The organism is Peribacillus asahii, assembly GCF_003570725.1.
In the GTDB taxonomy this organism is placed as follows: domain Bacteria; phylum Bacillota; class Bacilli; order Bacillales; family DSM-1321; genus Peribacillus; species Peribacillus asahii.
Map to the genome: position 1 here is coordinate 104,189 of NZ_QWVS01000032.1, position 21,995 is coordinate 126,183.

A 21,995-nucleotide genomic window follows, 5' to 3' on the forward strand; every position below is an offset into this window, starting at 1 on the left:
GGGATTACATGTTTAATAGGCATAAACGATTTCTTCTTCCGATTTTGGTGATTTCTGTGATTGCAATTGTTTTTATATATAAACAATTTGAAGAAGAAAAGCCGGAAGTAGTGGTAGTTTTAAAGAATGTAGACCTTGATTACTGGAAATATATTAAGGCAGGGGCGGAAAAGGGATTTGAAGACCTTGGCATAGACGGTAAAGTGGTTGCACCTAAAGATGAGACAGTTGAAGCTCAGAGAGAGATGTTAAAGAGGGTTCTTAAAGAAAATCCAGATGTATTAATTGTCGCTCCGGTTTATTCAGCTGATAGTATTAATTCAGAATTGGAGAAGTTTGTAAAAAAGGACATCCCTGTATTATTCATATATGCGGATGATACTTGGGAACATAAGACGGCTTATATCGGTACGAATAACTTTTCTTTAGGAGAAAAGGCTGGAATATTACTGGCCTCACAGCTACAGCCTGGAGATAAGGTGGCTCTTCTTGGTGGAAAACAACGGCTTGTTGAAGGGGAACGGATAAGAGGAGCTAAAGATAGTTTAGAGGCTGTGAAGATTGAAATTGTGGCAGAAAAAAAAGGATTACCAGATGATAATCCTAAAGTAGTTACCGAGGAAATAGAAAGTATTTTACGAGAGCATCCCGACCTTAAAGGTGTAGTTGCTTCAACGGATTATATTGCACTTCCTGTGTTAAAGGCGCTTCAGGAAAAGGGAATTCAAATGCCTGTTATAGGAGCAAGTGGAATTCCTGAGATGCTTAAATTAGTAGAAGAAGGAACATTGTCTAGTGCAGTAGCACAAAATCCTTATGATATGGGGTATATAAGTGTTCAAACCGCATTAAAAGTAACAAAAGGGGAACAGGTCAGTCACTTCCTTGATAGTGACGTAGATATTATTACAAAAGGGAATGCGAAGGAGAGAATTGATTTCTTAAACAGCGTGATGGAATGAAGATTCTCGCGGAGTATTTATATTAAAAAGCCTAAATTCTTTGTAGTACAAAGGATTTAGGCTTTTTAATTATGTACATAAAAGAGTATCTCTAAAATAGATTGGGGCATTATATCGGATTCTTATATTTCTTTTGTTGTGGATAAGAAGAAGGTCAAGGAACATTCCCATTCGTACTTCATATATTTCAGTGAAATTATGGGGTTTTTAGTATATTAATCCTAACTTTTTAGTTGTTTTTTCGTTTTTAAAATTCCTAATATACTTTTTATAAACAAGCCAACGCCTATACCAGGAATCACAGACAAGAGAGATAAAAAAAGAGGACCTAATAAACTCCCAAATAGTTTTAAACTCGAGGAATAGATTAATCCTACAGTCATGAAATAAGCACTAAAAACAAATGGGAGAAAAGAATAAGGGGATTTCCCGCCTCCAGCATCTCGATAAGCATCCCATATGGCAAACATATAAAGACATGGATAAAACATCAACCATTGATAATTAGTTTGCTCAATAGCTGATTGAATATCACCTTGAAAGCTATAAATAATCATTTGGTTTAGATTTGATTGTACGTTAATTAAAAATTCTAATATGATAAAAAGTAGTCCTTTGAAAAACTTTCCGTTTAAAATTTGTCCAAATCCAGGTAATGCAATACTCCAAAGAACTTTCTCAATTCGTTCTTCCATTGACATTCCTTCACTTCCTATTGGCTAACCAATCAATTTTAACTATTTTGGTTCTTATTTTTTGCAAGTTGTTCTTTATCCAGCGTTCCAGGCGGTTGTTCGAGCCATTCGTTACTAATCATTATGTCAGCACCATCTTTCGCATATTGACCGATTTCAAGTGATAAACGTTCATAATTCATGGCTAAGTCGCTTCGCTGACTTGCAGCAGCAGCTGTTGCATAGTTTCCCATACCAGCTGCACTTAATAATGACATAAGAAACATTATTAATTTATCTGAAAAAGGCGGCGTTGTTGAATCGGTAATAGCTAAGTCTGACGGCATGGGTGATTGTATATCGTTATCTAGTAGTACTTTTGTAAAGATTTGAATGTGTTTGTTTGAAATATCTTTTCCTCTTAACGTCTATTTTTGAATCTCTTCTCTTGATGATGTTTGGGCAAAACTTAACGCAATTTTTGATCCTATGAGGTTGCTTTTAATATTCATATGTAAGTAAGCTATTTCTACTGCATTCAGCGGTCTTTTATTAGTAAATGGATTTAATCCGCTTAAATATTTTTTGCTGTCTACAAAGTCCGATTTAGTCGGATAAGCAATATAGGGTGGTCTAACAAACAATCCTTTTGAAAGGGATACATCCGCACCCATATCATATAAGTTAGATGTTTGCGTAAGGCATTCCAGAAAATATGCTCTTATATCTTTTCTAGCACTCATTGAAACAAAGCCACTGTATGTAACCAAGCTTAATTTAGAGAAATGACCGATAAAATCCAGCATAAATGAATCAGTATATAGGTGAGGGGCATCCATATTTACGTCTTCATTTGTAAATCCTGTCGGTAATGGTAGTTTTTCTTCTTGATACAAGTGGGTAAGTTTTTCGATATGGGAAGATGAAAGGTCATAAGCAAATTGGATAATAGAACGAATTTCCTGATCCTCTACATCTTTTAGAAAATAACCTAAAATACATTTGGTCATACTATCGTTCATGTATGCAGTCCAAATAGAAGCGATTTCAGCTGAAGTTAGTCGAGCATGATGTTCAGTCATCATTAGTTGCCTCCAAAAAACAGTTTGATTTCATTTTAAATTATTCTTTACAATCAACCATATAATATAACAGAGGCTTAAAGAAAAAATGTTCCTTCATTAGTGTTGCATAAATAGTTCCGCAGTTTTCCGTTTGATTAGTCGGTCTGTTTAGGGACAAAAGTTCAATACCTAGTTACAGGCGGCTTTATTTATCATTAAATCTAGGAGAAGACCACAATTTGTTTGTGTAGGAACGGCTCTTCCTTCCATTTTCCGAAGCCAGATATACATTCGTTTCTACAGTGCAGCCCTTAATAACGGCTAATTTATAAAGTTTTTTGTACAATTCTCTCCATAAGATATTCCTTTTTTAGTGGACTTAGGCGGGTTACCAACCCCGGATTTTATCCCTTATGAGGGACTTTTTTTATGCGCAAAATCAAGAGATTGAATATTCATACTATTTGAAATAACTAAAATATAAATAGCTACGAATGAAACAAAATGCCTAAAAAAGTCCAATCTTTAATGCTCCCTCTTACGCTAACGTTTATCTGATTAAAGTTCTGGTCTGTGTATGCTGAGCGGTTGAAATGAGAAATCATTCATTATTATTGCAGCATTTAAATGTAACTTAGTAGATTAAGAGCGGCTACCAACTTCATCATACGCCAATAAAGGAATAATTTACTTTTACATGGACAAAGTAAAAAAAGGTGGTGGTATTGTGGTTTTATTTTTTAAGGAAAAGAAAAAGAATGGTCAAATCATCTCCAAAAAGACTCCCAGTTCAGTAGTAGAAGAACACTCTAAAAATAAAATTTCTAGTTCTCTTGATGAAACCGTTCATTTTATGAAAGGGATATTTGGAGATAGCAATGATTTTGTGATCAAGCATTTTGAGGTATTTGGTCAATTTCACGCAGCGATGTTTTATTTTTCAGACTTAACGGATCAAACTGTAATTAATAACGATATATTAAAACCGTTAATGTATATACCTAATCACTTGTTACAAAGAAAAATTGTCCTGAATGATTTAAAAGATGTCCTTATTAACGAAACGCTTTATCACAGTCAAGCTAAGCTCGATGACTGTCTTGACCGTTTAGTTGATTTTGTTTTACGCGGGGAAACCGTTATTGCGATTGAGGGCATAGCAGAAGGGATTCATATTGGAACCCGTAAACTGGAAAAACGGGCAGTTAATCAACCTGAAACAGAGCAGGTGATTATGGGACCGCGTGAAGGATTTATTGAAAATATTGCCACTAATCTTGCTTTATTGCGTTATCGACTTCCCACCCCCGACTTTTGCGTGAAAAAAATGGAGATAGGGCGCCTCACCAAATCAAAAGTTGCTATCTGTTATATAAAAGGAATTGCGGACAACAAGGTCATCAACGAAGTGGAGAAACGACTTTCTGAAATTGATATTGACGTCATTATGGATGCAGGCTACTTGGAACAATTTATTGAAGATAATCCATTTTCTCCGTTCCCGCAAGTTCACAGCACAGAAAGACCAGATAAAGCAGTCGCTAACTTAGCAGAAGGAAGAGTCGCTATTTTAGTGGACGGTTCTCCGTTTGCTTTAATGGTCCCTGTGGTTTTCAGCCAGTTTTATCAAACGGTGGAAGACTATTCAACTAGATTTTTAATGGGGAGCTTTGTGAGGCTTTCGCGTATGCTGGCACTCGTATTTTCACTTATTTTTCCCTCCCTTTACGTTTCGTTCATTTCTTTTAATCCTGAACTGCTGCCAACAGAGTTTGCCGTTGCTGTTGCAGGAGGACGAGCTGGTATTCCTTTCCCCGCTGTGGTTGAAGTATTAGCTATGGAAATAGCTATGGAAGTACTGCGCGAAGCAACCGTTCGATTGCCGAAACAAGTAGGGGGCGCCTTATCGATTGTTGGGGTGCTTGTCATTGGTGAAGCAGCGGTGAATGCAGGCTTGGCAAGTCCGATTACAGTTGTGGTGATTGCATTAACAACCATTGGTTCTTTTGCAACTCCGGCTTATGTGGCTGCTTTTGCACTCAGAATGCTCCGATTTTCCATTATCGTATTAGCAGGAATCTTCGGTTTGTACGGAGTTGTTATAGGGGTTATTTTTATATTCAATCATATGCTTTCGTTAAAATCATTCGGAGTTCCGTATATGGCCCCGGTTTCTCCTGAAAACTACCAAGGAATGAAAGATGTCGTAATTAGAAGTCCACTATGGTGGATGCCGAAAAGACCGACTTTTCTTCATCAAGAAAATGTTGCTAGATTAAGGGAGAAAAGGAACAAAGCATTAGAGCATAATAAAATCGGAAACGATCAGCGGGAGGAAGGCACAAGTGGAGGACCTAAGAGAAATCACAACTCTTCAAGCGACGACAATCTTAATTAGCACGATTATAGGGGTTGGAGTTTTACCTTTGCCGCTGTTTGCTGTAAGGGCAGGGGAAACAGGAGCCCCGCTTGTTACGCTGTTCGGTATTGGGATAGCAGCAATTGGATTATTTATTATTACAAAGCTGGGTATTCGTCATCCTAGTAAAACCATTATTACTTACAGTGAAGAGATTCTTGGAAAATGGCTGGGGAAAGTTTGTAGTATATTTGTTATCATCTTTTTTACTATTTTAACAGCTCTCGCTGCACGTGAATTTGGTACGGTTGTCACAACGAGTGTATTAATCGAAACACCGCTAGATGTAACGGTCATTGTTATGCTTGTATTAGCGGCAATTAGTGCACGAAATAACATAAATGTATTTGCCTATATACATAATTTTTACGTTCCTATTATATTAGCTCCAGTTTTAATCGTTGTGGCTGTTTCTTTAAAAAATGCTAATATTCTTTATTTACGTCCTCTCATTGGGAGTGATTTTAAGGAGATGTTTTTTGGAGCATTAACCGTTGCTGCTTTGTTTCAAGGTTCATTCATTATGACATTGATTATTCCAGCTATGAAGCAGCCGAAAAAAGCGATGAAGGCAAGTATATGGGCAATTCTTATATCTGGAGGCTTATATTTGCTGCTTGTTATTGCAACTGTGGCCGTCTTCGGTACGGAAGAAATTAAACAACTTTTTTGGCCCACATTAGAACTTGCCAGAACAACTTCTTTGCCAGGGAACATTTTACAACGTTTAGATATTGTTTTTTTATCTGTATGGGTTACGGCTGTATTTACAACTATATTTGCGAGTTATTATTTGACGATTTATTCGATTAAGCAGTTTTTTCGTTTACAAGATCATAAGATGCTGTCTTACTTTATTCTTCCGTTTGTCTATATATTAGCTATGCTTCCAGAAGATATTTTTCAAATGTATGAAATTATTCGATACGTAGGAAGAATCGGACTTAGTATTACGATTCTTTATCCACTGTTTTTATTGATTCTTGATGTATTAAAAAGTAAGAGGAGGAAACATAGTGAGTCAAAACAAGTATAGAGCGAAGCGAATATTTCTTTTGATTTGCTTACTTCCCCTTCTTACTGGTTGTTGGGATAGTCGAGAAATTGAGCAGAGGGCTACCGTATTAGCAATCGGCATAGATAAAGCGGGCCCAGGTGCAGAAGAACGAGAAGCAGAAGTAAGTCATGAGAAAGGAGATATATCAATACCAGAAGAGAATATGATAGAAATTACTGTTCAAATAGCAATACCTGGTCGGATTCCATTGGGACCACAAGTAGGTGCTGGAGAAAAAAAACCGGTATTGGTCGTGCATGTTGTTGGGCATACAATTGAAGATGCCATATACAATCTTCAACAAGAAATCGCAGATGAAATATTTTTAGGACACTTAAGATTGATTGTATTGAGTGAGGAAGTAGCAAAAGAAGGAGTGAAACGTTTTAATGATTACTTGAGACGCAACCCTGAAATTCGAAGAACAGCTTCCATGGTTGTGTCAAAAGAAAAAGCTTCAAAGTATATGGAGGCAAGTCCAGAGCTAGAACGTGTTCCCTCACTTTACTTGGCGGAAATGGTTGACAGTTTAGTTGACTTAGGGAAATTTCCCGAAAGTTTTATCGGTAAATTTTGGAGTATTTTCTCGAGTGAAGGACAGGATGGATATCTTCCGTATTTTCACATTAAAGGAAAAAAAACCATACAAATTAATGGTCTAGCGTACTTTCACGGAGATAAAATGGTGGGGAAGACAAATCCTCAGGAGATTGGCTCATTTATGGCTGGAATAGGTGCAGAAAAGGGCGGGTACCCCATTTTTACTGACATTCCCGGTAACAAAAAAGAAATAGCGTTAGTCCAAGCAGTCAAACGAAAAACAAGAATAAAAGCAAGTTTGAAAAATGGTAAGCCTCATGTTTTGGTGAAGGTTCGCTACGAGGCTAAAGTTTCCGAGAAGGAAAGCCCGAATGTTAAGATTAAAAAAGAGGAAGATATTCGAGCTCTTGAAAGAGGATTTTCAAATGCTGGGCAAAGATCATTGAGTGATTTAATTGCTAAAACGCAAAAAGCAAAGTCTGATATTTTTGGGTTTGGCGAGTATTTCCGAGCACAGTTTCCTGAATATTGGAAACAGAACGTTGAAACAGAAGAAGGTTGGGGGAATATTTATGAGAATCTTTCCTATGATGTAGAAGTAGATACTTACATTCGTCACAGCGGCATGAAAGATAAATAACGTGCCATGAAAGGAAGCAATGTCTATGGACGGTATCCGTTCGATTAACTATTTGATTATCATTTTGTTAGTGACAGGAATTTTGCTTTTGCTGACAGATGTAAAAGCCTATAAACATGCAGGTTTAAAAAAAGAAAGAAAAGTTACGCTCATACTAGGCTGGACCCATCTTTCATTAAGCATTATTTTAACGCTGACAGCTTGGATTTATCGGACTTGGGTCTGGTAGGGAACAAGCAGCAAACCATAGACTGTTCGCTGCTTGTTCTCTTACTGTAATTTAAAATGATCAACAGAATCATTTAATTTTTCCGCCAATTTTGCAACAGCTTCAGAACTGCTTACAATCTCATTCATTGCACTAGAGGATTGCTGAATAGAAGCTGAAGTTTGCTCGATTCCTGCGGTAGATTCTTCTACGATTGAAGCGACATTTTCGAGTGAATAATTGATGTCTTCACTTTGCTTAGAAAGAGTATGGATATTTCTTGAGATATCTTGTATTTGCATTTGCATATTTAATACAAATGTATTAATTTCATTAAATGTTTCTCTCGTTATTTTAATTTGTTCCGTTCCTTTTTCAACTTGTGTAAAGCTATGTTGTAAGGCGGCTACTGTTTCATTTGATTCTGTTTGAACACTTTCAACAATGTTTACAATATTTTCGACGGATCCTGCTACTTGTTCCGCTAATTTACGAACTTCTTCCGCAACGACTGCAAAGCCTTTCCCGTGTTCTCCAGCTCTTGCTGCTTCAATTGCAGCATTTAATGCTAATAAATTTGTTTGGTTTGAGATTTCTAGAATAACTTGAATGAGCTTTGAAATTTCTTTTGATTGCAAATCTAACTTTTTAACCTTTTCAATAGATTTCGTCACTTCTTGATGAATCATATCCATTTGTTTCTCTGATTCTCTCATTAAGTCAGAGCCGTTAGTTGTTAAGCCCATAATCTTATTTGAAGCCTGATTTAATACCTCCCCTTTATAACTTGCTTCCTGAAGTTGACCAGTAAAGTATTGCATCGTTTGAGAAACCTGATTGGCAGAACTAGCCTGTCTATCTGCTCCATCTGATAATTCATTCATTGTGAAGGCAATCTGTTGATTTCCTTCTTTTACTTCATTCGTATGATGAGCTAGCTCATTAGAGGCATCGACTAACTGACTAGAATTATGGTTTATGCCTTGAATAATTTGTTTTAAATCATTCATCATTTGTTGAAAGGCCGCTGTTAATTTACCAATTTCATCTGTTCGTTTAGTCTCTAGAATAATAGAAAGGTCTCCTTCCCCTACTTTTGAAACCTGATTGGTTAAGTTTTTTAACGGTTTAATAAGGTAATAGGTAAATAGATAAACGACAATTATGCTGACTAATAAAATAATGAGTGTTAATATAATCATTTTTTTCTGATAAGAAGCAATTGAAGTATAGAATTCGTCTGCGTTTAAATCGGCACCGACTATACCAATTACTTCACCAGAACTAGACTTGAGCGGAAGGTAAGTAGTAATAAGACCTCCATACTCTTTTGTATTGGACATCTGAATTTGTAAATTGCCTGTTTCAAAAGCTTTTACTATATTCGGGTAGGTATTAGGATCTTCTTTATCCCCTAGTTGTGATGCGTTTTCATCGCCTATAGGCATGCCATCTATCATATAAACATAATCATAACCATTTTCCGTTTTTTGACGAGACATCGTAAACAAATAGGTTAATCCTGTTTTTTCTCTTAAATCATTTAATTCTGTACGTAATTCTATGTAATAATCGTTTTCTCCAGCATCCAATGTAATTTCTTGTTCATATTTGTCTATATCGATTATGTTCACGGCTTGCTTAGTAATACTTACTGCTACTTGACTCAAAAAATCTTTCACTAACTTAACAGAGGAATTATAACTAACATAAGCAGTCACCACGCATGATAACAGCGCAATGGTAGAAAATATGAAAATCATTTTAAGTTGTATACTTTTCTTCATCCTTGTTCCTCGCCTTCTTATAATCCCTATTTATAGATGTTTCTAAATGAAAATAGATATCATTTTTATAATAGAACTAATTACACAATATTACAATAAAATATTCCTACAAAATACCCATATTGGACATTGCTAGAGGGATTTTATAGGCAATATATACTATTGAAGGATAATGTTATTTTCTTCACACTCTTTTAGAATTTGATGATTCCATATCTAGCAAGAGCGATCCTTTTCCACTTTGCTAAAGATTGAACGACTTCAATTTGTGAATTGTTAATATCTGAGGCCTGAAAGGAAACGGTTCGTTCTATTCCATTTAAGTTATCATTTATTCCCGTGCCTTTATTTAATAGTAAAGGGGCTGATACTTTTATTACGTTGAATGCTCTTGAAAATGAGTTTTTAATTCATTCTTCAATGTTTCTAGAGGAAATGAAAGTGCAACCGTGCGTTTAATCAAGGCTATTGTTTAAAAAGCTAATAAAAAAAGAGGAGACACTCGAAAAAGTATGATTAATCAAGTGTCGTACCTCTGTTTTATAGCTCATCTTCATCCTCGTATTTACGATTTGGGATTCTTGGAGTAAGCTCTTCTGAAGCCTCTGTTTGATATCGTAGCGTAGAAATTCGGTTGTCGTCCTCTTTTATGAGGATCTGATTGTCCATATATTTATGGAAGAAGTACTCAAATAGAGCTACACCTACTGCTGAAGCGAAAGCGGCCGTTACTATATCGTCTCCATAGGTTATACTGTCGCCTATCAACCAAATTAATAAAAAGGCTAATCCGAAATCAGCAATTGTTGCAATTGTATTATTTGTTTTAGGCAAAATAAATAAGTCACCAATTAAATAGGAAACAATTCCTAAAATTAAAGTAATTAGAAAGACATTCCCGAACGACATGTCGAATGCTACTCCAAGTATTATATACAAAAGAACCAGACTAGAAATAAATTTTATTGCTAGTGCTTTTATGTGTTTCATTCTATCGTCTCCTTTCAATACATATTGTGCGTATTTAGGAGAGGGAGTATTCGTGTTTTTCATGGGATGTTGTATGGTACGAATTACATAAAAAAGAGGCGTATGCATATTTAGTTTTACACGCCTGAAATCAGAAACTTCCTATTATATATGTATGTATTTTTTAAAATAAAATCTTAGCCGCCTGGATAGCGAAATATACCCCAAAACAGATGAGCGATAGTCCGGATAATGCAGAGATGAGGACTAAGATCGGTTGGGTTAAAAATTTTCGAAAGCTGCTTGATACAAGAGCCATCGTAATATCCCAGCATAAAATGCCAAAAAAGATGGCAGAGCTGTATACAATCAAATGCTGAATATCATATTTATCGGCAGCATTAGCTAGAACCGATCCATAAATTCCAAGCCAAAACAACATCGTCAAAGGATTGGAAATTGACATTAAGAATCCTGATAAAAAGGAGGAAAAATGGGAGTCGTTTACCTCTCGTTCATCTATCACCAGTTTTCCTGCACTCAATACGGTTTCGATTCCTGTGTAAGTGAGGACAAAGAATCCAAAAAGCCATAAAAACGCTTTCATAAAGTCCATTTCTAAAAAGTGAACAACTCCAAAATAAACGAGAGCCATGTAAACAGCATCTGCTAATATAGCCCCCAAACCTAATATCCAGGCATGCCAAAACCCTTTCTTAATGCCTTTATCTAATTGAGCAGCATTAATAGGGCCAATTGGTGCAGCTAATGACAAGCCTAATAAAATATAACTAACAAAAATGCCCAATCCGTTTTCACCCCACCGTCTAATACCTTCCTGCTTGTACCAATGTATTCAACTGGAGAGACTTTTACTACCTTTTTTTAAGCAGTAAGGATAGTAGGATGTATTAAATCGGCTTTTCTGTAGAAAATAATTTTAGATTTAGGCGCTGTTATACACTCTTATTAAGCAAACTCAACGGTGTCTTAAATATTGTCTATATTTAATAAGGAGTGTAAAGAATGGATCAGTCTTTGGGATATTTGCGGGAAATCTTAGCTGGTTATACGGAAAACGATACAATGGGAAAGAGAATTTTTGATAAAATTTCAAATCGTGATTATGCAACAGAAGGTAAGTTTGTTGAGGATTTAACGCAAGCAGAGAGCAATTATCTTAATCGTGTATTAGTTGACGCGATTAAATATGCAAAACAGGAACAAGACGATGAAAGAGCCCATCAATTAAATGAAGTGTACGAGCTATTATTTATCTGACTAGCTCAGCAGTGCAATGATTCAGATTTAAGGTTGAAAAGAGGGGACATCATTTGACGAATATTATAGATGGAATGGATGAAGCGAGGTTTCAATCACCTTATCCAAATGGTAATAAACAACGAAAAAAGAAAAGCAAAGAAGAGGATAAAATGCCGATGGTGCTAAAAAATCTCAAAAATGGGTCATGAAGAGGACATGATATAAATAATAAACTCCGCTTAGTATGGCGGAGTTTTATTATGTATGGAGCTAACAATGAAGGAGGTACATCTTATTCATAAATATCATCAAGCATAAATAAGAGAAGCGGGGAAAATACTAAACATACAATTAATTAATTTTCGGAGGTAGAGTACATGTCTGTGTTTGTTTACCAAACATTTGAGCTGAAGCAGGACAAGTTTAAAGAAGCGATAGAAAATTTACAGGAGATGGCTAAGTATCGAAATGAGAATTATAATCATAAGGTAGAAATATTAACCCCTATTACGGGAAGAGATTATACATATGTGCTTTTTTCAACATATGAAGGGTTAGCAGAAATGGAATTACAAAATAAAAAAATGTTCGATGATGAAGATTATTTGAAATTGGTTGGTGACTTTTTTCTAGAAAATATTGTGCAGGGTAGTATGGATACACAGTTCTATCGATTAATGCGTGAGAAGAAAAAAGATGACAAGGATAAGAAGAAAGAGTAAATGAATTATTTACAATAACTAATAGAGGGCATTACTTTCAAGAGTAAGGTCCTTGTTTTGCTTGAAAGGACCTTGGCAGCATGATTTAAATAAGAGCTGTAATTCCTTGGTAGCCAAAATATAAACCAAATCCAATGAGTGTTGATCCAGATATGATGGATATACCTCTTAGGCTGCTAAGGCTTAAAAACCTTCGGAATCCGGTTGTGAGTCCAGCAACAACAATATCCCATAACGTTAAACCAAGAAAGATCATACTGCTATAAATCAGTAATGACTCGGTTCCGTATACTTGGGCCGTCTTCGCTAAAACGGAACCTTAAATTCCTAACCAAAAAAGAATGGATAGAGGGCTTGTAATAGACATGATGAAGCCCGTAAGGAAACATTTGAATAACGAATCTCTTCCCCGGCTGTCAGCAAGGGCAATGGAATTAGCACTGACTATACTTTCCACTCTTGAATAAATAAGTACCAAGGCGCCAAATAACCAAAGGAATACTTGAATGATAAATATTTCTAAAAAATGTACCATCCCTAAATAAACCATCAACATAAACAATCCATCTGCAATCATAGAGCCAGCTCCGACAATCCATGCATGCCAAAATCCGTTTTTAATTCCTTTATCTAAACGAGCTGAATTGACCGGACCAATAGGAGCTGCTACGTAAACCCTAACAAAATATAGCTTAATAAAATGCTCAAGCTCAAATATAACCACTCCACTCGACATTAAATAATAACTTGTACATTCTATGTATAAAAAGATAGAGCTATGAATCCTTGTCCTAAAAAATATCCAAGCATTACAGTGGGATAATTTGTAAAGATGAGGGGGGAGTGAATATTTAATGGGACTATCATTTTTTGTCAAGGATAATATGCTATCTAGCAGTCCATATTAACAGTAGTTAGTGCAATTTCTGAAACAGCTGTAACTGTTTCAGAAAATAATAAAAAAAGGCGTGTCACCGATGGAACATGTAGAAAATATTCAATCTATAAAGGCTAACAAGAAATCCAAGAGTACATCCAAAAATAAGCCTAATAATCAAAAGTGGGCTGTACTATCCATTTCATCGATTCCGCTTGTGATGACATTAGGAAATTCAATGCTTATTCCAGTTCTTCCGGCTATGGAAAAGAATATAGGGATATCACCGTTTCAATCTAGTATGATTATTACTGTCTACTCGATTTTAGCTATCATTTTTATTCCTATTGCAGGGTTTTTATCCGATCACATAGGCAGGAAGAAGGTCATTATTCCAAGTTTAGCTATTGCGGCAATTGGGGGATTGATTTCTGCATGGGCAGGATGGAAAATGGATAATCCCTATTGGATCATTTTAATTGGACGGGCTTTACAAGGAATTGGAGCTGCTGGAGCTTTTCCAATTGTCTTGCCGCTTGTCGGTGATATGTTTAAGACGGACGAAGAAGTGAGCAGCTCGCTAGGGTTAATCGAGACTTCCAATACGCTTGGGAAAGTATTGAGCCCTATTTTGGGAGCCTTTTTGGCAGGATTCTTTTGGTTTATCCCATTCTTTTCTATCCCAATTTTTTGCTTAATATCAATTTTACTTATGGTTTTTTTAGTTAAAACCCCTAATAAGAGAGAGAAACCGCTTCCCTTTAAACAATTTATAGACAACATAAAGGATACGTTCAAAAACAATGGGAAATGGCTTTATGCTGTGTTTATTATTGGGATTATTTTAATGTTTGTGCTATTCGCCGTTTTATTTTATTTGTCTGATACATTGGAAAAAGTATACGATGTGAAAGACGTAAAAAAAGGGCTGTTATTAGCTATTCCATTAGGAGGGCTATGCATTGCTTCTTATATTACAGGGAAATTAATTAAAGAAAATAAAGTTCTTATGAAATGGCTTACCTTTGGAGGAATTGTTTTATTAGTTGCATCGATTGTAACGTTAAGTTTTTCTAAAGCTATGGGGTTTATGATTACTTTATTTTTATTAAGCGGTATTGGAATTGGAGTAGGGCTGCCATGCCTGGATGCATTTATTACATCAGGAATTGAAAAGCAAGAACGTGGAACAGTTTCTTCTATTTATAGCTCGATGCGTTTTATTGGAGTAGCTGCTGGACCACCTGTTATGGCTATTATGATGAAACACGCTGAAAACTCTCTTTTTTATATATTAGGCGGTTTAAGTGTAATTGCAGCTATTGCTACGTTTATCGCTATTAAGCCTGAAACCGAAGAAGCGAAATGAACAAGGCTGTCTCCCCCTGAGACAGCCTTGTTATAATTAATGAGCCGATTTAGCCTGATTAATATGTTTGATGTGCTTATAATTAAACAAAATGAATAATACGGAAAGGACAACAAACCCTGCACCTACAAGAAACGGAATATGTGAGTTGTAAAGCTCGGCAAGTTTAGCCGCCATGAAAGGAGATATCGCAGCCCCGATGAAACGTAGGAAGCTGTATGCAGCAGATGCTGTAGATCGTTCGACAGGTGCTGCATCCATCACAGCGGTTGTAATCAATGTATTATTATTTCCTAATAGTGCACCTGCAATAATAACAGCAGCGATTACGACTACGGAGTGTGTTGTCCAAATCCCCATTACGAGCAGGGTAAAGGCAAATAAAAGTAGCATCATAATCATCGACTTAATAGTTCCGAAACGTTGTTGAAGTTTTGGTGCCATGAAAACAGAAGTAATGGCCAGTAAGATTCCCCAACCTAAAAATACATAGCCTAATCCTTTTGGATTTAGTCCCATGATGAATGGTGCATACGCCATAATCGTGAAAAATCCGATATTGTATAAGGCTGCAACAATCCCTAATGTGAGCAGTGAACGATGCTTCATCGCACGGAACGGATCTAATAAGGAAGTTTTGGTTTTGGTAACCGTTTTTGTGTTCGATGCTGGCATTAATTTAGATAGAATAATAAAAGCAAGGACCATCAATGTCGCGACACCAAGAAATGGTGCTTTCCATGATAGAGAACCTAATGTTCCGCCAAGCAGTGGTCCAACTGATATGCCAAGCCCAACTGCCATTTCATATAGAATAATTGCTTTGGCCGTTCCACTATTAGAAAGCGAAACGATTGCGGCTAAAGCGGTCGCAACAAATAAGGCATTACCAAGACCCCAACCAGCCCGCAACCCAACTAATGTCCATATATTGTTAGCGATTCCGCCGCCAAGTCCTGAAACGATGGCAATAATGATAATTCCTAAAAGTAACGTCCATTTATGTCCAAGTCTTGAAGAAAGCGTACCAGTAATAAGCATTGCGAATGCCATGACAGCATTATAACTCGTGTAAAGTAAAGTGACTTCACTAGGTGTAGCATGCAACTTCTCAGCAATGGTTGGTAAAACAGGATTCACAAGCCCCATTCCCATAAAGGCCGTAATACTAGCGAAAAAAATCGCCCATACAGCTATCGGTTGATGAAAAAGACCACCTTTTCCTTGGGACAATTCAGATTGTTCGGGTGGTGTTGCTACTTTTGCTTTTACTTTTGATGTAGTCGACATACCTTTCTCCTCTCTTAACTGTTTTCAACTATCTATAAGGAAAAACTCCTCATAGTTTTTTTACTAATAAATCCGAATATGCACAATATTTAAATGTAACAATATTCCTGAAGTTGTATAATGCAACTAATTTGATTGTATGATGCAACTATTTGATATGTCAATACAATTTTCTATCGTAATTAGTCGTGAATTGACAAACATTTGTAGTGAGTTATGATAATTTATAGAGAATATGTGATGGGGTGGAAAGATGATGAAGGAAGATTTACTGGAAACAATCGAACTGGAAATGGCAATACTCGGTCGGCGTCTTACATCTGTTACACCGAATAAAGCTCAAACGAATCTAGACCGAGCTACATATCTTTTATTGCTTAAGTTATTCGTTCAAGGTTCTCTTGGCGTAAAAGTATTGGCTACTGAATTACAATTAGATATGTCTACAGTAAGCAGACAAGCTGCTACATTAGAGCATAAAGGGTATGTGAATAAAATTCCTGACCCCCTAGATGGACGGGCATACTTTTACCAAATTACTGAACTAGGAAAAACAGAATTATTAACATACAAACAAATGAGGATGGAAAAATTTAGGGGATTGGTAAAGGAATGGTCAGATGAAGAATGCGAAGCATTTGGCCGGCTGTTAAAAAAGTTTAATCAAGCCCTGCATCAAAAATAACGATAATAAGTCATCAAGGACATTGGAGATGGTAGCAAATTCTTAAGAAGAGGGGGAGATTCTAAGTTATGTATGAATTAAAAACAAAGGAAAATGATAACAGTGTTATAGAGTTCATTGAAACGGTTGAAAGTCCTAAAAAGCGGGAAGACGCCTATAGATTGTTAGATATTTTTACAGAAACGACAGGTTTCCAAGCGAAAATGTGGGGACCAAGTATTATCGGGTTTGGTTCTTATCATTATAAATATAAATCTGGTCATGAAGGAGATGCACCGCTAGTCGGCTTCTCACCTCGAAAAGCAAAAATCAGTTTGTATTTTGCGACGGGTGACACGAAACGAGAAGAATTGTTAAAGGGTTTTGGCAAACATACGACAGGAAAAGCATGTGTATACATTAATAAAGTGACAGATATTGATGTGGATGTGTTAAAAGCGTTAATTCATCAGTCTGTTAAATTTTTGAAGGAGCATTATCCAAATCATTAACGTTATGTTATGACGTTCATTTATGATGTAGTCTTCGTCGCTTCAGACTACTATGTATTAGTGTATGAAATTAAAAAGATGATCTTGATACAGCAATAAGGGCAGCTATAAAGATGGCTGCCCTTATTGCTGTATCATTTGCTCTACTTATTTGCCAGGACAGTTGATATACATTAGGCGAAAAGTACGGGGTTAATTAGAGGTTACTTTGTTAAACTGTGTACATATGTAACTTCTCAAGATAACACAGAATTAGAGGTGAACGAATGAAGAGAAAGTGGACTGTAATGGTAGTGATCCTGCTTATAGCAATTGGAGGTGTATATTGGATGTTAAAACCAACAGAAGAGGAAAAAGCATTGGAGGAAAGTAAGGAATTTACGAATAACTTTCTAACGAAGCTACCAGGAGAAAAGGATTTCCAGCAGTTTCAATCTAAAACGGGAAGATATTCGATGTTGTATCCGAACGAGTTTTATATTCCAGATGTCTTTTATGAAGTATCGGAAGATTATTTTGAAAACTGGATGTCGGAAAAAACGAGTTATGTCGAAGAAAAACAAGTGTCGAATAAAGTATTACAAGTGATGTACAGGGAGAACGAGGAGAAACGTACAGAAGGTAAATTAAGGATTACTCTTAATGATGTTTCTTATGAGGGGCAGCATGAGAAAATGACAATCGGGAATAAAACGATTTATTATGGAAAATCTCATTTCGCTACGAATGATAAGAAGGTGGAAATACTAGACCCTAAGAAATATGAACCGAATCATTTTTTTGCTTTTGTAGTGGATAATGAAACCCAGCAATTTGTAGAGCTTGTGTATAGTCTGTATTGTTATGATGAAAAAGCTTGTAACATTAATGTGGAGGAAGAAGAAGAGTTTTTCGCAAAAATATATAAAAGTGTGCAATTTGAACGAAAAGTGAAGTGAGAAAATGTCTAAGGAAGCGATATTAAATAATCAGACAAGGAATCGTCTAGCGCCATTATCATATGATGATATGACTGAGGATGATATTAAAAACGTACTTAAAGAAGAATATAAAGTAAAAGAAGTACCGTCCTTTACTTTATATAAAAGTTCTGAGATGGAAATTGGGAAGAAATCTGGTTTTGACGGGAAGGTTATTTATTTTAAAGATCAAAATGAGCTCTATTTTTTTGCTCGAGGCACAGAACCTAAATACAATGATATTATGTATGATGCTGCAGGGATTGCTGCTGCAGGTAAGATAGATCAATTAAATGATGCGGAAGATATGTATAATGAAATAATTCATCAGATAATTCCTAAAGATCTAAATAAAAAAAGCTAAAGAGTTTATAGAGAGTATAAATATGTATGGTGATGGTCATTCTTTGGGAGGACATATTGTTGTAAATTTAGCATTAAAAACAAAAACTTTTGACAATGTTCATGGTTTAAATGATGCTCCAATCAATGTGTATCAAATAATAGACTATGATAGAAAATTTCAAGAACATCTTAGTAAATCTGGCGTCAATATTGAACAAATTAAAGAAGAAGACCTCAAAAAAGAGGTTTACTCCTATTACAGCAATGAAATAGCGGAAGTTAATCATATTCGTGTAAAAGGAGAGCCGCTTTATAGTCAGAAATTTAAAGGAAGTTTATATGTAGGGAATATTACGGTACTGGGGGACCGAAATACGCCCGAGTTTCCTGATGTGACTCAGACAGGCTTTGTTGGTTTAGGAGTTCTAAATAAAGCTCAAGAAATGATGTATAATTATGCTATTAATCAAGTTATTGGAGGGCTACAAGAACTTGATGATCAATTAGGTCCAGAAAAAGGGCCGGAAGCAGTTGATACAATAGTAAGCAATCTGAATGATGGTAAGTATTGGAATGCAGGTTTGGAAGGTTTAAATGTAATCGGTTTGTCTAATCAATTACAAGCAGGATTGGCTTCCTTGATGATGGCACCGAAACCTTTATTACAAACAGTTATAGCAGTTCTCCAACATCGTAATCAATTAGAAAATCATAGTATTAGTATGTTGATTAAATTGTTCAATGCAGATTTGAAAGAATCTTATTTCAATTTCGTAGATTCTTCCACCGGTAAAACGGTTCTAGTAGAACAAGAATCTATTAAAAAGTTTATTGCCAAGTGTAACGCAGCTTTAGAGCAAAAGAAGCTTTCGATTACATGGTTTAATAATTTTGTAGATGAAATTGGTTATGATATCTATAGAGACGATAAAGATACGCTGTTAAAATTAATGTCAGAAAAAGAGAAGAGTCCTTCTGCGTTTTATAATGAAGCAGAAGGTTTTTGGATGTCTTTGTTGAACGGCACCATGATTGTCGTCGATTCTGTTGTGTTTGATAAGAATATTAGAGAGCTAAATAATAGCGTGTTCGACTCTTTATTAGAAGCAAAGGAAATCATTGAAAACGAGATTGAACACTTAGAGAAATTTATCGAAAAGACCTTGAAATTAGGGAAAGTTGCATTTGAAAAAGATAAAGAATTAGGTTCGCTCATCAAAAGATTGGGGGTATAAGATGTCATCACAAGTGATAAGCGGAAAATATAATTTTACATATGACGATCATGCCGCAGTGGAAGATATAAGTTATTATTTACAGAATATTACTAAGCAATGCAAGACAGCGAATGAGACTTTATTAGAGGCAAAAGAACATTTAGATAAACAAAGCGGAGATTTCATTGATTCTCTTTCTGAATGGGTTAATCTTTATTATAGTACGAGCCAATTAGCGCTGGATACCCAAACGATTCACTTCACAAGCTATATGCACAAGCAGACAAACCTCACGGAAGATACTTATCAAAACAGGTCTTATAAAATTTATTATCATACAGTGGAGTCGGAGAGTATGGCTTAAAGGAACGCAGGGGCTTGACCTGTTACCTACTAATTCGCTAAATGATTCCAACGATTTAATTTGAAAATAAAAGAATCTAAACCCTTAATGAGTTTAGATTCTTTCCAGGCTGCCGAGAGGTTTCTCAACAGCCTATTTTAATGCTTATAGAAAGTCATTAATGTTTTCGTTCACCCAAACATAAATCTTTTCTCTTACGTCTGCATCGTTTGCTCCATGTTGTTCTGAAAGAGCGACAATTTCAGCTGGCAGCTGTTCGATTACTTTGTCTACTTGCTCGTCTGTTGGCGGCATTCCTAATGCGTCAATAAAACACTCTTGAATAATTTCTTTCATGTCTGTTCCTCCGTTAAGTAAAATAAATGGACTAGCTTCCTTTTCAAATTTTAATTGAATTTTGCATAAATTAAAACATATTTCGGCTTAAGTTAAAAAAATACCCTAATCTCATTGATTTCATGAGCAGGGAGGAGAGGTATATAAGGAAAAAGGTTGTCCCTTTTCATTTCGGGACAACCTCTTTTTACACGGTCACTAGTTGTTTAGTGTTACTTGATTCTTTTGTTTTTAATAACACAGTGATTTCTGTTAATAGTACGACTTCTTCATATTGATTCGTCATAGTAAATTTGAGGGTGACTTTCCCGCGGCTAGGATTGGATGTTGGTGTTGAGTTGACAACTTCTACTTCTGTATATAACACATCGTTCTTTCTAACAGGTGCTGTAAATTTAACATAGTCAAGACCTTTTCCAACAATGAATTCCTCACCTAATTTATTTAAGCGAATCCATTGTCCCCACATCTTACTAAGAGTTAGAAAGCCAGAGCTGATGATTCCGTTAAACATGCTGTTTTCAGCATATTCTTTGTCGACATGGATGGGTTGAGGATCGTATTTCGTTGCAAAATCGGCAATTTCTTCTGATGTCATTAAAATAGGGTCACATTGAAAACGTTGACCAAGTTTAAATTCTTCAAAAAACATTAAGATTTCCTCCGTTCTTTTGATTGGTGTGTTATGTAACGTGTTACACATTTTATTTTTTTATGATATTTTACAACTATAAGTTTAAATTAAAAATTTACGTTAGTAAAATACTAATTTTAGATTGGATTTCTAATTAATACTTGTGTTAATAAATAAGGAAAGAATGCGGGGAATTTTAATATAAAGGGATAAAATTCCTGTTATATCAATGGTTTTGTTTCTTCTTTATATGAATGAATTGTCTATTGAAATGATAAACAGAACTTTTTTGTAATATTTTTTAAAAATTACATAATTTTCTGATATAATTTTAAGTATCACTGGTTATTATTGATTATAGAAGTCGTGAAATATAGGACTGTTTTTTGTACTACTACAGTGATTAATTTGACAAGGGAAGTTGGATGAAATCGTTATTTGAACATTTAGTACCTTACCTTGTTGTGATGATTATTATACTGATATATAACAAAGTGTATAATTTCATTTTCTTTTCAGAAAATATGTAATGAGTAAAGGAATAGCTGTTTGTTCAAATTTACTCAAACAAGCAGTAAAGAGATTTTCTATATCCAAAACTTTGTTGAATCGCTTTGGTGTATTAGATGATATAGAAGGAAATGCAGAGTTATCATGATTAGTGTGCGTGTTTGGTAGGGGTTTATATGTAATAAGACAGACTAGTTTTTGATATGAAACGCTGTAAACTTGTTTTTAGAAATGTGGAGGAAATTTCTCTTTTTCATTGTTCGATGATTTATTCAAAATATTGTGAAAAAATAGTTTGGGTGGTATAAGCAACTTTTTTTTGAATTAATTCAAAAAAAGTAATGATACTGGTAAAGTTTTTTGTTGATTTTTTTATGGGAAAGATGTTATGTTTTATTTCAAGGAAATATTGAAACGAATTCAAGAGTTTTTCTATTTTGGGGGAAATAGGAATCATTGGATTTAGGAATCTTTCTATTTTGGGGAAAATAGGAGTCGTTCATAATTTTCAGTATTTTCTATATTTTCTATTTTGGGGGAAATAGAAAATGATACATGGGAACAAGGGGGAACTATAATGAAAAACAGATGGTTAATTGCTTTATCGGCTATT

Annotated in this window: 25 protein-coding genes and 1 pseudogene; 15 read left to right on the plus strand and 11 right to left on the minus strand. The window is 35.4% G+C overall.

Annotated features, from left to right (window positions below):
- Positions 1–8: 8 nt before the first annotated feature.
- The gene (locus D1953_RS15450; protein ID WP_182480638.1) at positions 9–962 is read left to right on the plus strand and encodes a sugar ABC transporter substrate-binding protein; all 954 of its coding nucleotides are present in this window, start codon (positions 9–11) and stop codon (positions 960–962) included.
- Between the two features lie 221 nt (positions 963–1,183).
- Here the strand turns inward: D1953_RS15450 and D1953_RS15455 are convergent, their stop codons facing one another.
- From D1953_RS15455 to D1953_RS22225, 3 genes are read right to left on the minus strand one after another with little or no spacing between them, the layout of a single operon-like run.
- Positions 1,184–1,657 carry a hypothetical protein gene (locus tag D1953_RS15455; protein WP_119118098.1) on the minus strand — a complete coding sequence of 158 codons (474 nt, stop codon included), beginning with the start codon at positions 1,655–1,657 and terminating at the stop codon, positions 1,184–1,186.
- Positions 1,658–1,695: 38 nt separating this feature from the next.
- Positions 1,696–2,046, minus strand: coding sequence for a DUF3231 family protein (locus tag D1953_RS22220; RefSeq protein ID WP_425454284.1), 351 nt, complete (start codon positions 2,044–2,046; stop codon positions 1,696–1,698).
- Positions 2,047–2,064: 18 nt separating this feature from the next.
- Positions 2,065–2,721, minus strand: a complete 657-nt coding sequence (locus D1953_RS22225) for a DUF3231 family protein (RefSeq protein ID WP_425454282.1) — start codon at positions 2,719–2,721, stop codon at positions 2,065–2,067.
- 676 nt (positions 2,722–3,397) lie between these two features.
- Here D1953_RS22225 and D1953_RS15465 point away from each other — a divergent pair.
- The 4 genes from D1953_RS15465 to D1953_RS15480 are packed head-to-tail and all read left to right on the plus strand — an operon-like array spanning position 3,398 to position 7,585.
- Entirely contained in the window at positions 3,398–5,098 is a 1,701-nt protein-coding gene (locus tag D1953_RS15465; RefSeq protein WP_119118077.1) for a spore germination protein, read from the plus strand.
- Positions 5,046–6,155 carry a GerAB/ArcD/ProY family transporter gene (locus D1953_RS15470; RefSeq protein WP_119118078.1) on the plus strand — a complete coding sequence of 370 codons (1,110 nt, stop codon included), beginning with the start codon at positions 5,046–5,048 and terminating at the stop codon, positions 6,153–6,155. Before D1953_RS15465 ends, D1953_RS15470 begins: the two co-directional genes overlap by 53 nt.
- Complete coding sequence (locus tag D1953_RS15475; protein WP_182480639.1) at positions 6,136–7,356, plus strand: Ger(x)C family spore germination protein; 1,221 nt, start codon at positions 6,136–6,138, stop codon at positions 7,354–7,356. The genes D1953_RS15470 and D1953_RS15475 overlap by 20 nt, the downstream gene beginning before the upstream one ends.
- A gap of 25 nt (positions 7,357–7,381) precedes the next feature.
- Positions 7,382–7,585 (plus strand): CLC_0170 family protein, encoded by a 204-nt coding sequence (locus tag D1953_RS15480; protein WP_119118080.1) that lies wholly within the window; start codon positions 7,382–7,384, stop codon positions 7,583–7,585.
- Positions 7,586–7,626: 41 nt separating this feature from the next.
- Here the strand turns inward: D1953_RS15480 and D1953_RS15485 are convergent, their stop codons facing one another.
- The 4 genes from D1953_RS15485 to D1953_RS15500 all read right to left on the minus strand — a co-directional run bounded on the left by D1953_RS15485 (position 7,627) and on the right by D1953_RS15500 (position 11,128).
- Positions 7,627–9,351, minus strand: a complete 1,725-nt coding sequence (locus tag D1953_RS15485; protein WP_119118081.1) for a methyl-accepting chemotaxis protein — start codon at positions 9,349–9,351, stop codon at positions 7,627–7,629.
- Between the two features lie 194 nt (positions 9,352–9,545).
- Positions 9,546–9,761, minus strand: coding sequence for a class-II aminoacyl-tRNA synthetase family protein (locus D1953_RS15490; RefSeq protein ID WP_119118099.1), 216 nt, complete (start codon positions 9,759–9,761; stop codon positions 9,546–9,548).
- A 130-nt stretch (positions 9,762–9,891) separates the two neighbouring features.
- Positions 9,892–10,341, minus strand: coding sequence for a YndM family protein (locus D1953_RS15495; RefSeq protein ID WP_119118082.1), 450 nt, complete (start codon positions 10,339–10,341; stop codon positions 9,892–9,894).
- 163 nt (positions 10,342–10,504) lie between these two features.
- Positions 10,505–11,128, minus strand: a complete 624-nt coding sequence (locus tag D1953_RS15500; protein WP_119118083.1) for a LysE family transporter — start codon at positions 11,126–11,128, stop codon at positions 10,505–10,507.
- Between the two features lie 218 nt (positions 11,129–11,346).
- Here D1953_RS15500 and D1953_RS15505 point away from each other — a divergent pair, with 218 nt between their 5' ends.
- The 3 genes from D1953_RS15505 to D1953_RS15510 all read left to right on the plus strand — a co-directional run bounded on the left by D1953_RS15505 (position 11,347) and on the right by D1953_RS15510 (position 12,305).
- On the plus strand, positions 11,347–11,601 hold the full coding sequence (locus D1953_RS15505; RefSeq protein ID WP_119118084.1) for a sigma-G-dependent sporulation-specific acid-soluble spore protein CsgA: 255 nt from the start codon (positions 11,347–11,349) through the stop codon (positions 11,599–11,601).
- A gap of 53 nt (positions 11,602–11,654) precedes the next feature.
- The gene (locus tag D1953_RS21375) at positions 11,655–11,792 is read left to right on the plus strand and encodes a hypothetical protein (RefSeq protein WP_182480640.1); all 138 of its coding nucleotides are present in this window, start codon (positions 11,655–11,657) and stop codon (positions 11,790–11,792) included.
- 168 nt (positions 11,793–11,960) lie between these two features.
- Complete coding sequence (locus tag D1953_RS15510; RefSeq protein ID WP_119118085.1) at positions 11,961–12,305, plus strand: hypothetical protein; 345 nt, start codon at positions 11,961–11,963, stop codon at positions 12,303–12,305.
- An 85-nt stretch (positions 12,306–12,390) separates the two neighbouring features.
- Here D1953_RS15510 and D1953_RS15515 read toward each other — a convergent pair.
- Positions 12,391–13,019: pseudogene (locus D1953_RS15515) on the minus strand (LysE family transporter).
- Between the two features lie 263 nt (positions 13,020–13,282).
- Here D1953_RS15515 and bcbE point away from each other — a divergent pair.
- On the plus strand, positions 13,283–14,551 hold the full coding sequence (bcbE, locus tag D1953_RS15520; protein ID WP_119118086.1) for a bacillibactin exporter BcbE: 1,269 nt from the start codon (positions 13,283–13,285) through the stop codon (positions 14,549–14,551).
- Positions 14,552–14,587: 36 nt separating this feature from the next.
- Here bcbE and D1953_RS15525 read toward each other — a convergent pair whose 3' ends face one another.
- Positions 14,588–15,841: an MFS transporter gene (locus tag D1953_RS15525; protein WP_119118087.1), complete on the minus strand. Its 1,254-nt coding sequence runs from the start codon at positions 15,839–15,841 to the stop codon at positions 14,588–14,590.
- A 253-nt stretch (positions 15,842–16,094) separates the two neighbouring features.
- Here D1953_RS15525 and D1953_RS15530 point away from each other — a divergent pair, with 253 nt between their 5' ends.
- The 6 genes from D1953_RS15530 to D1953_RS15555 all read left to right on the plus strand — a co-directional run bounded on the left by D1953_RS15530 (position 16,095) and on the right by D1953_RS15555 (position 19,902).
- Positions 16,095–16,526 carry a MarR family winged helix-turn-helix transcriptional regulator gene (locus D1953_RS15530; protein WP_342769261.1) on the plus strand — a complete coding sequence of 144 codons (432 nt, stop codon included), beginning with the start codon at positions 16,095–16,097 and terminating at the stop codon, positions 16,524–16,526.
- Between the two features lie 68 nt (positions 16,527–16,594).
- Positions 16,595–17,017: a DUF1801 domain-containing protein gene (locus tag D1953_RS15535; RefSeq protein WP_119118089.1), complete on the plus strand. Its 423-nt coding sequence runs from the start codon at positions 16,595–16,597 to the stop codon at positions 17,015–17,017.
- A gap of 266 nt (positions 17,018–17,283) precedes the next feature.
- Entirely contained in the window at positions 17,284–17,955 is a 672-nt protein-coding gene (locus D1953_RS15540; protein WP_142920457.1) for a hypothetical protein, read from the plus strand.
- A gap of 4 nt (positions 17,956–17,959) precedes the next feature.
- Positions 17,960–18,340 (plus strand): DUF6792 domain-containing protein, encoded by a 381-nt coding sequence (locus D1953_RS15545; RefSeq protein WP_119118091.1) that lies wholly within the window; start codon positions 17,960–17,962, stop codon positions 18,338–18,340.
- Positions 18,341–18,362: 22 nt separating this feature from the next.
- Positions 18,363–19,556 (plus strand): DUF6792 domain-containing protein, encoded by a 1,194-nt coding sequence (locus D1953_RS15550; protein ID WP_119118092.1) that lies wholly within the window; start codon positions 18,363–18,365, stop codon positions 19,554–19,556.
- A gap of 1 nt (position 19,557) precedes the next feature.
- The gene (locus D1953_RS15555) at positions 19,558–19,902 is read left to right on the plus strand and encodes a hypothetical protein (protein WP_119118093.1); all 345 of its coding nucleotides are present in this window, start codon (positions 19,558–19,560) and stop codon (positions 19,900–19,902) included.
- A gap of 144 nt (positions 19,903–20,046) precedes the next feature.
- On the opposite strand, the gene D1953_RS15560 is transcribed toward D1953_RS15555, so the two are convergent.
- A complete protein-coding gene (locus tag D1953_RS15560) occupies positions 20,047–20,238 on the minus strand; it encodes a hypothetical protein (protein ID WP_119118094.1) in 192 nt (63 codons plus the stop codon).
- 187 nt (positions 20,239–20,425) lie between these two features.
- Positions 20,426–20,890, minus strand: a complete 465-nt coding sequence (locus D1953_RS15565; RefSeq protein WP_182480641.1) for a MaoC/PaaZ C-terminal domain-containing protein — start codon at positions 20,888–20,890, stop codon at positions 20,426–20,428.
- Between the last annotated feature and the right edge of the window lie 1,105 nt (positions 20,891–21,995).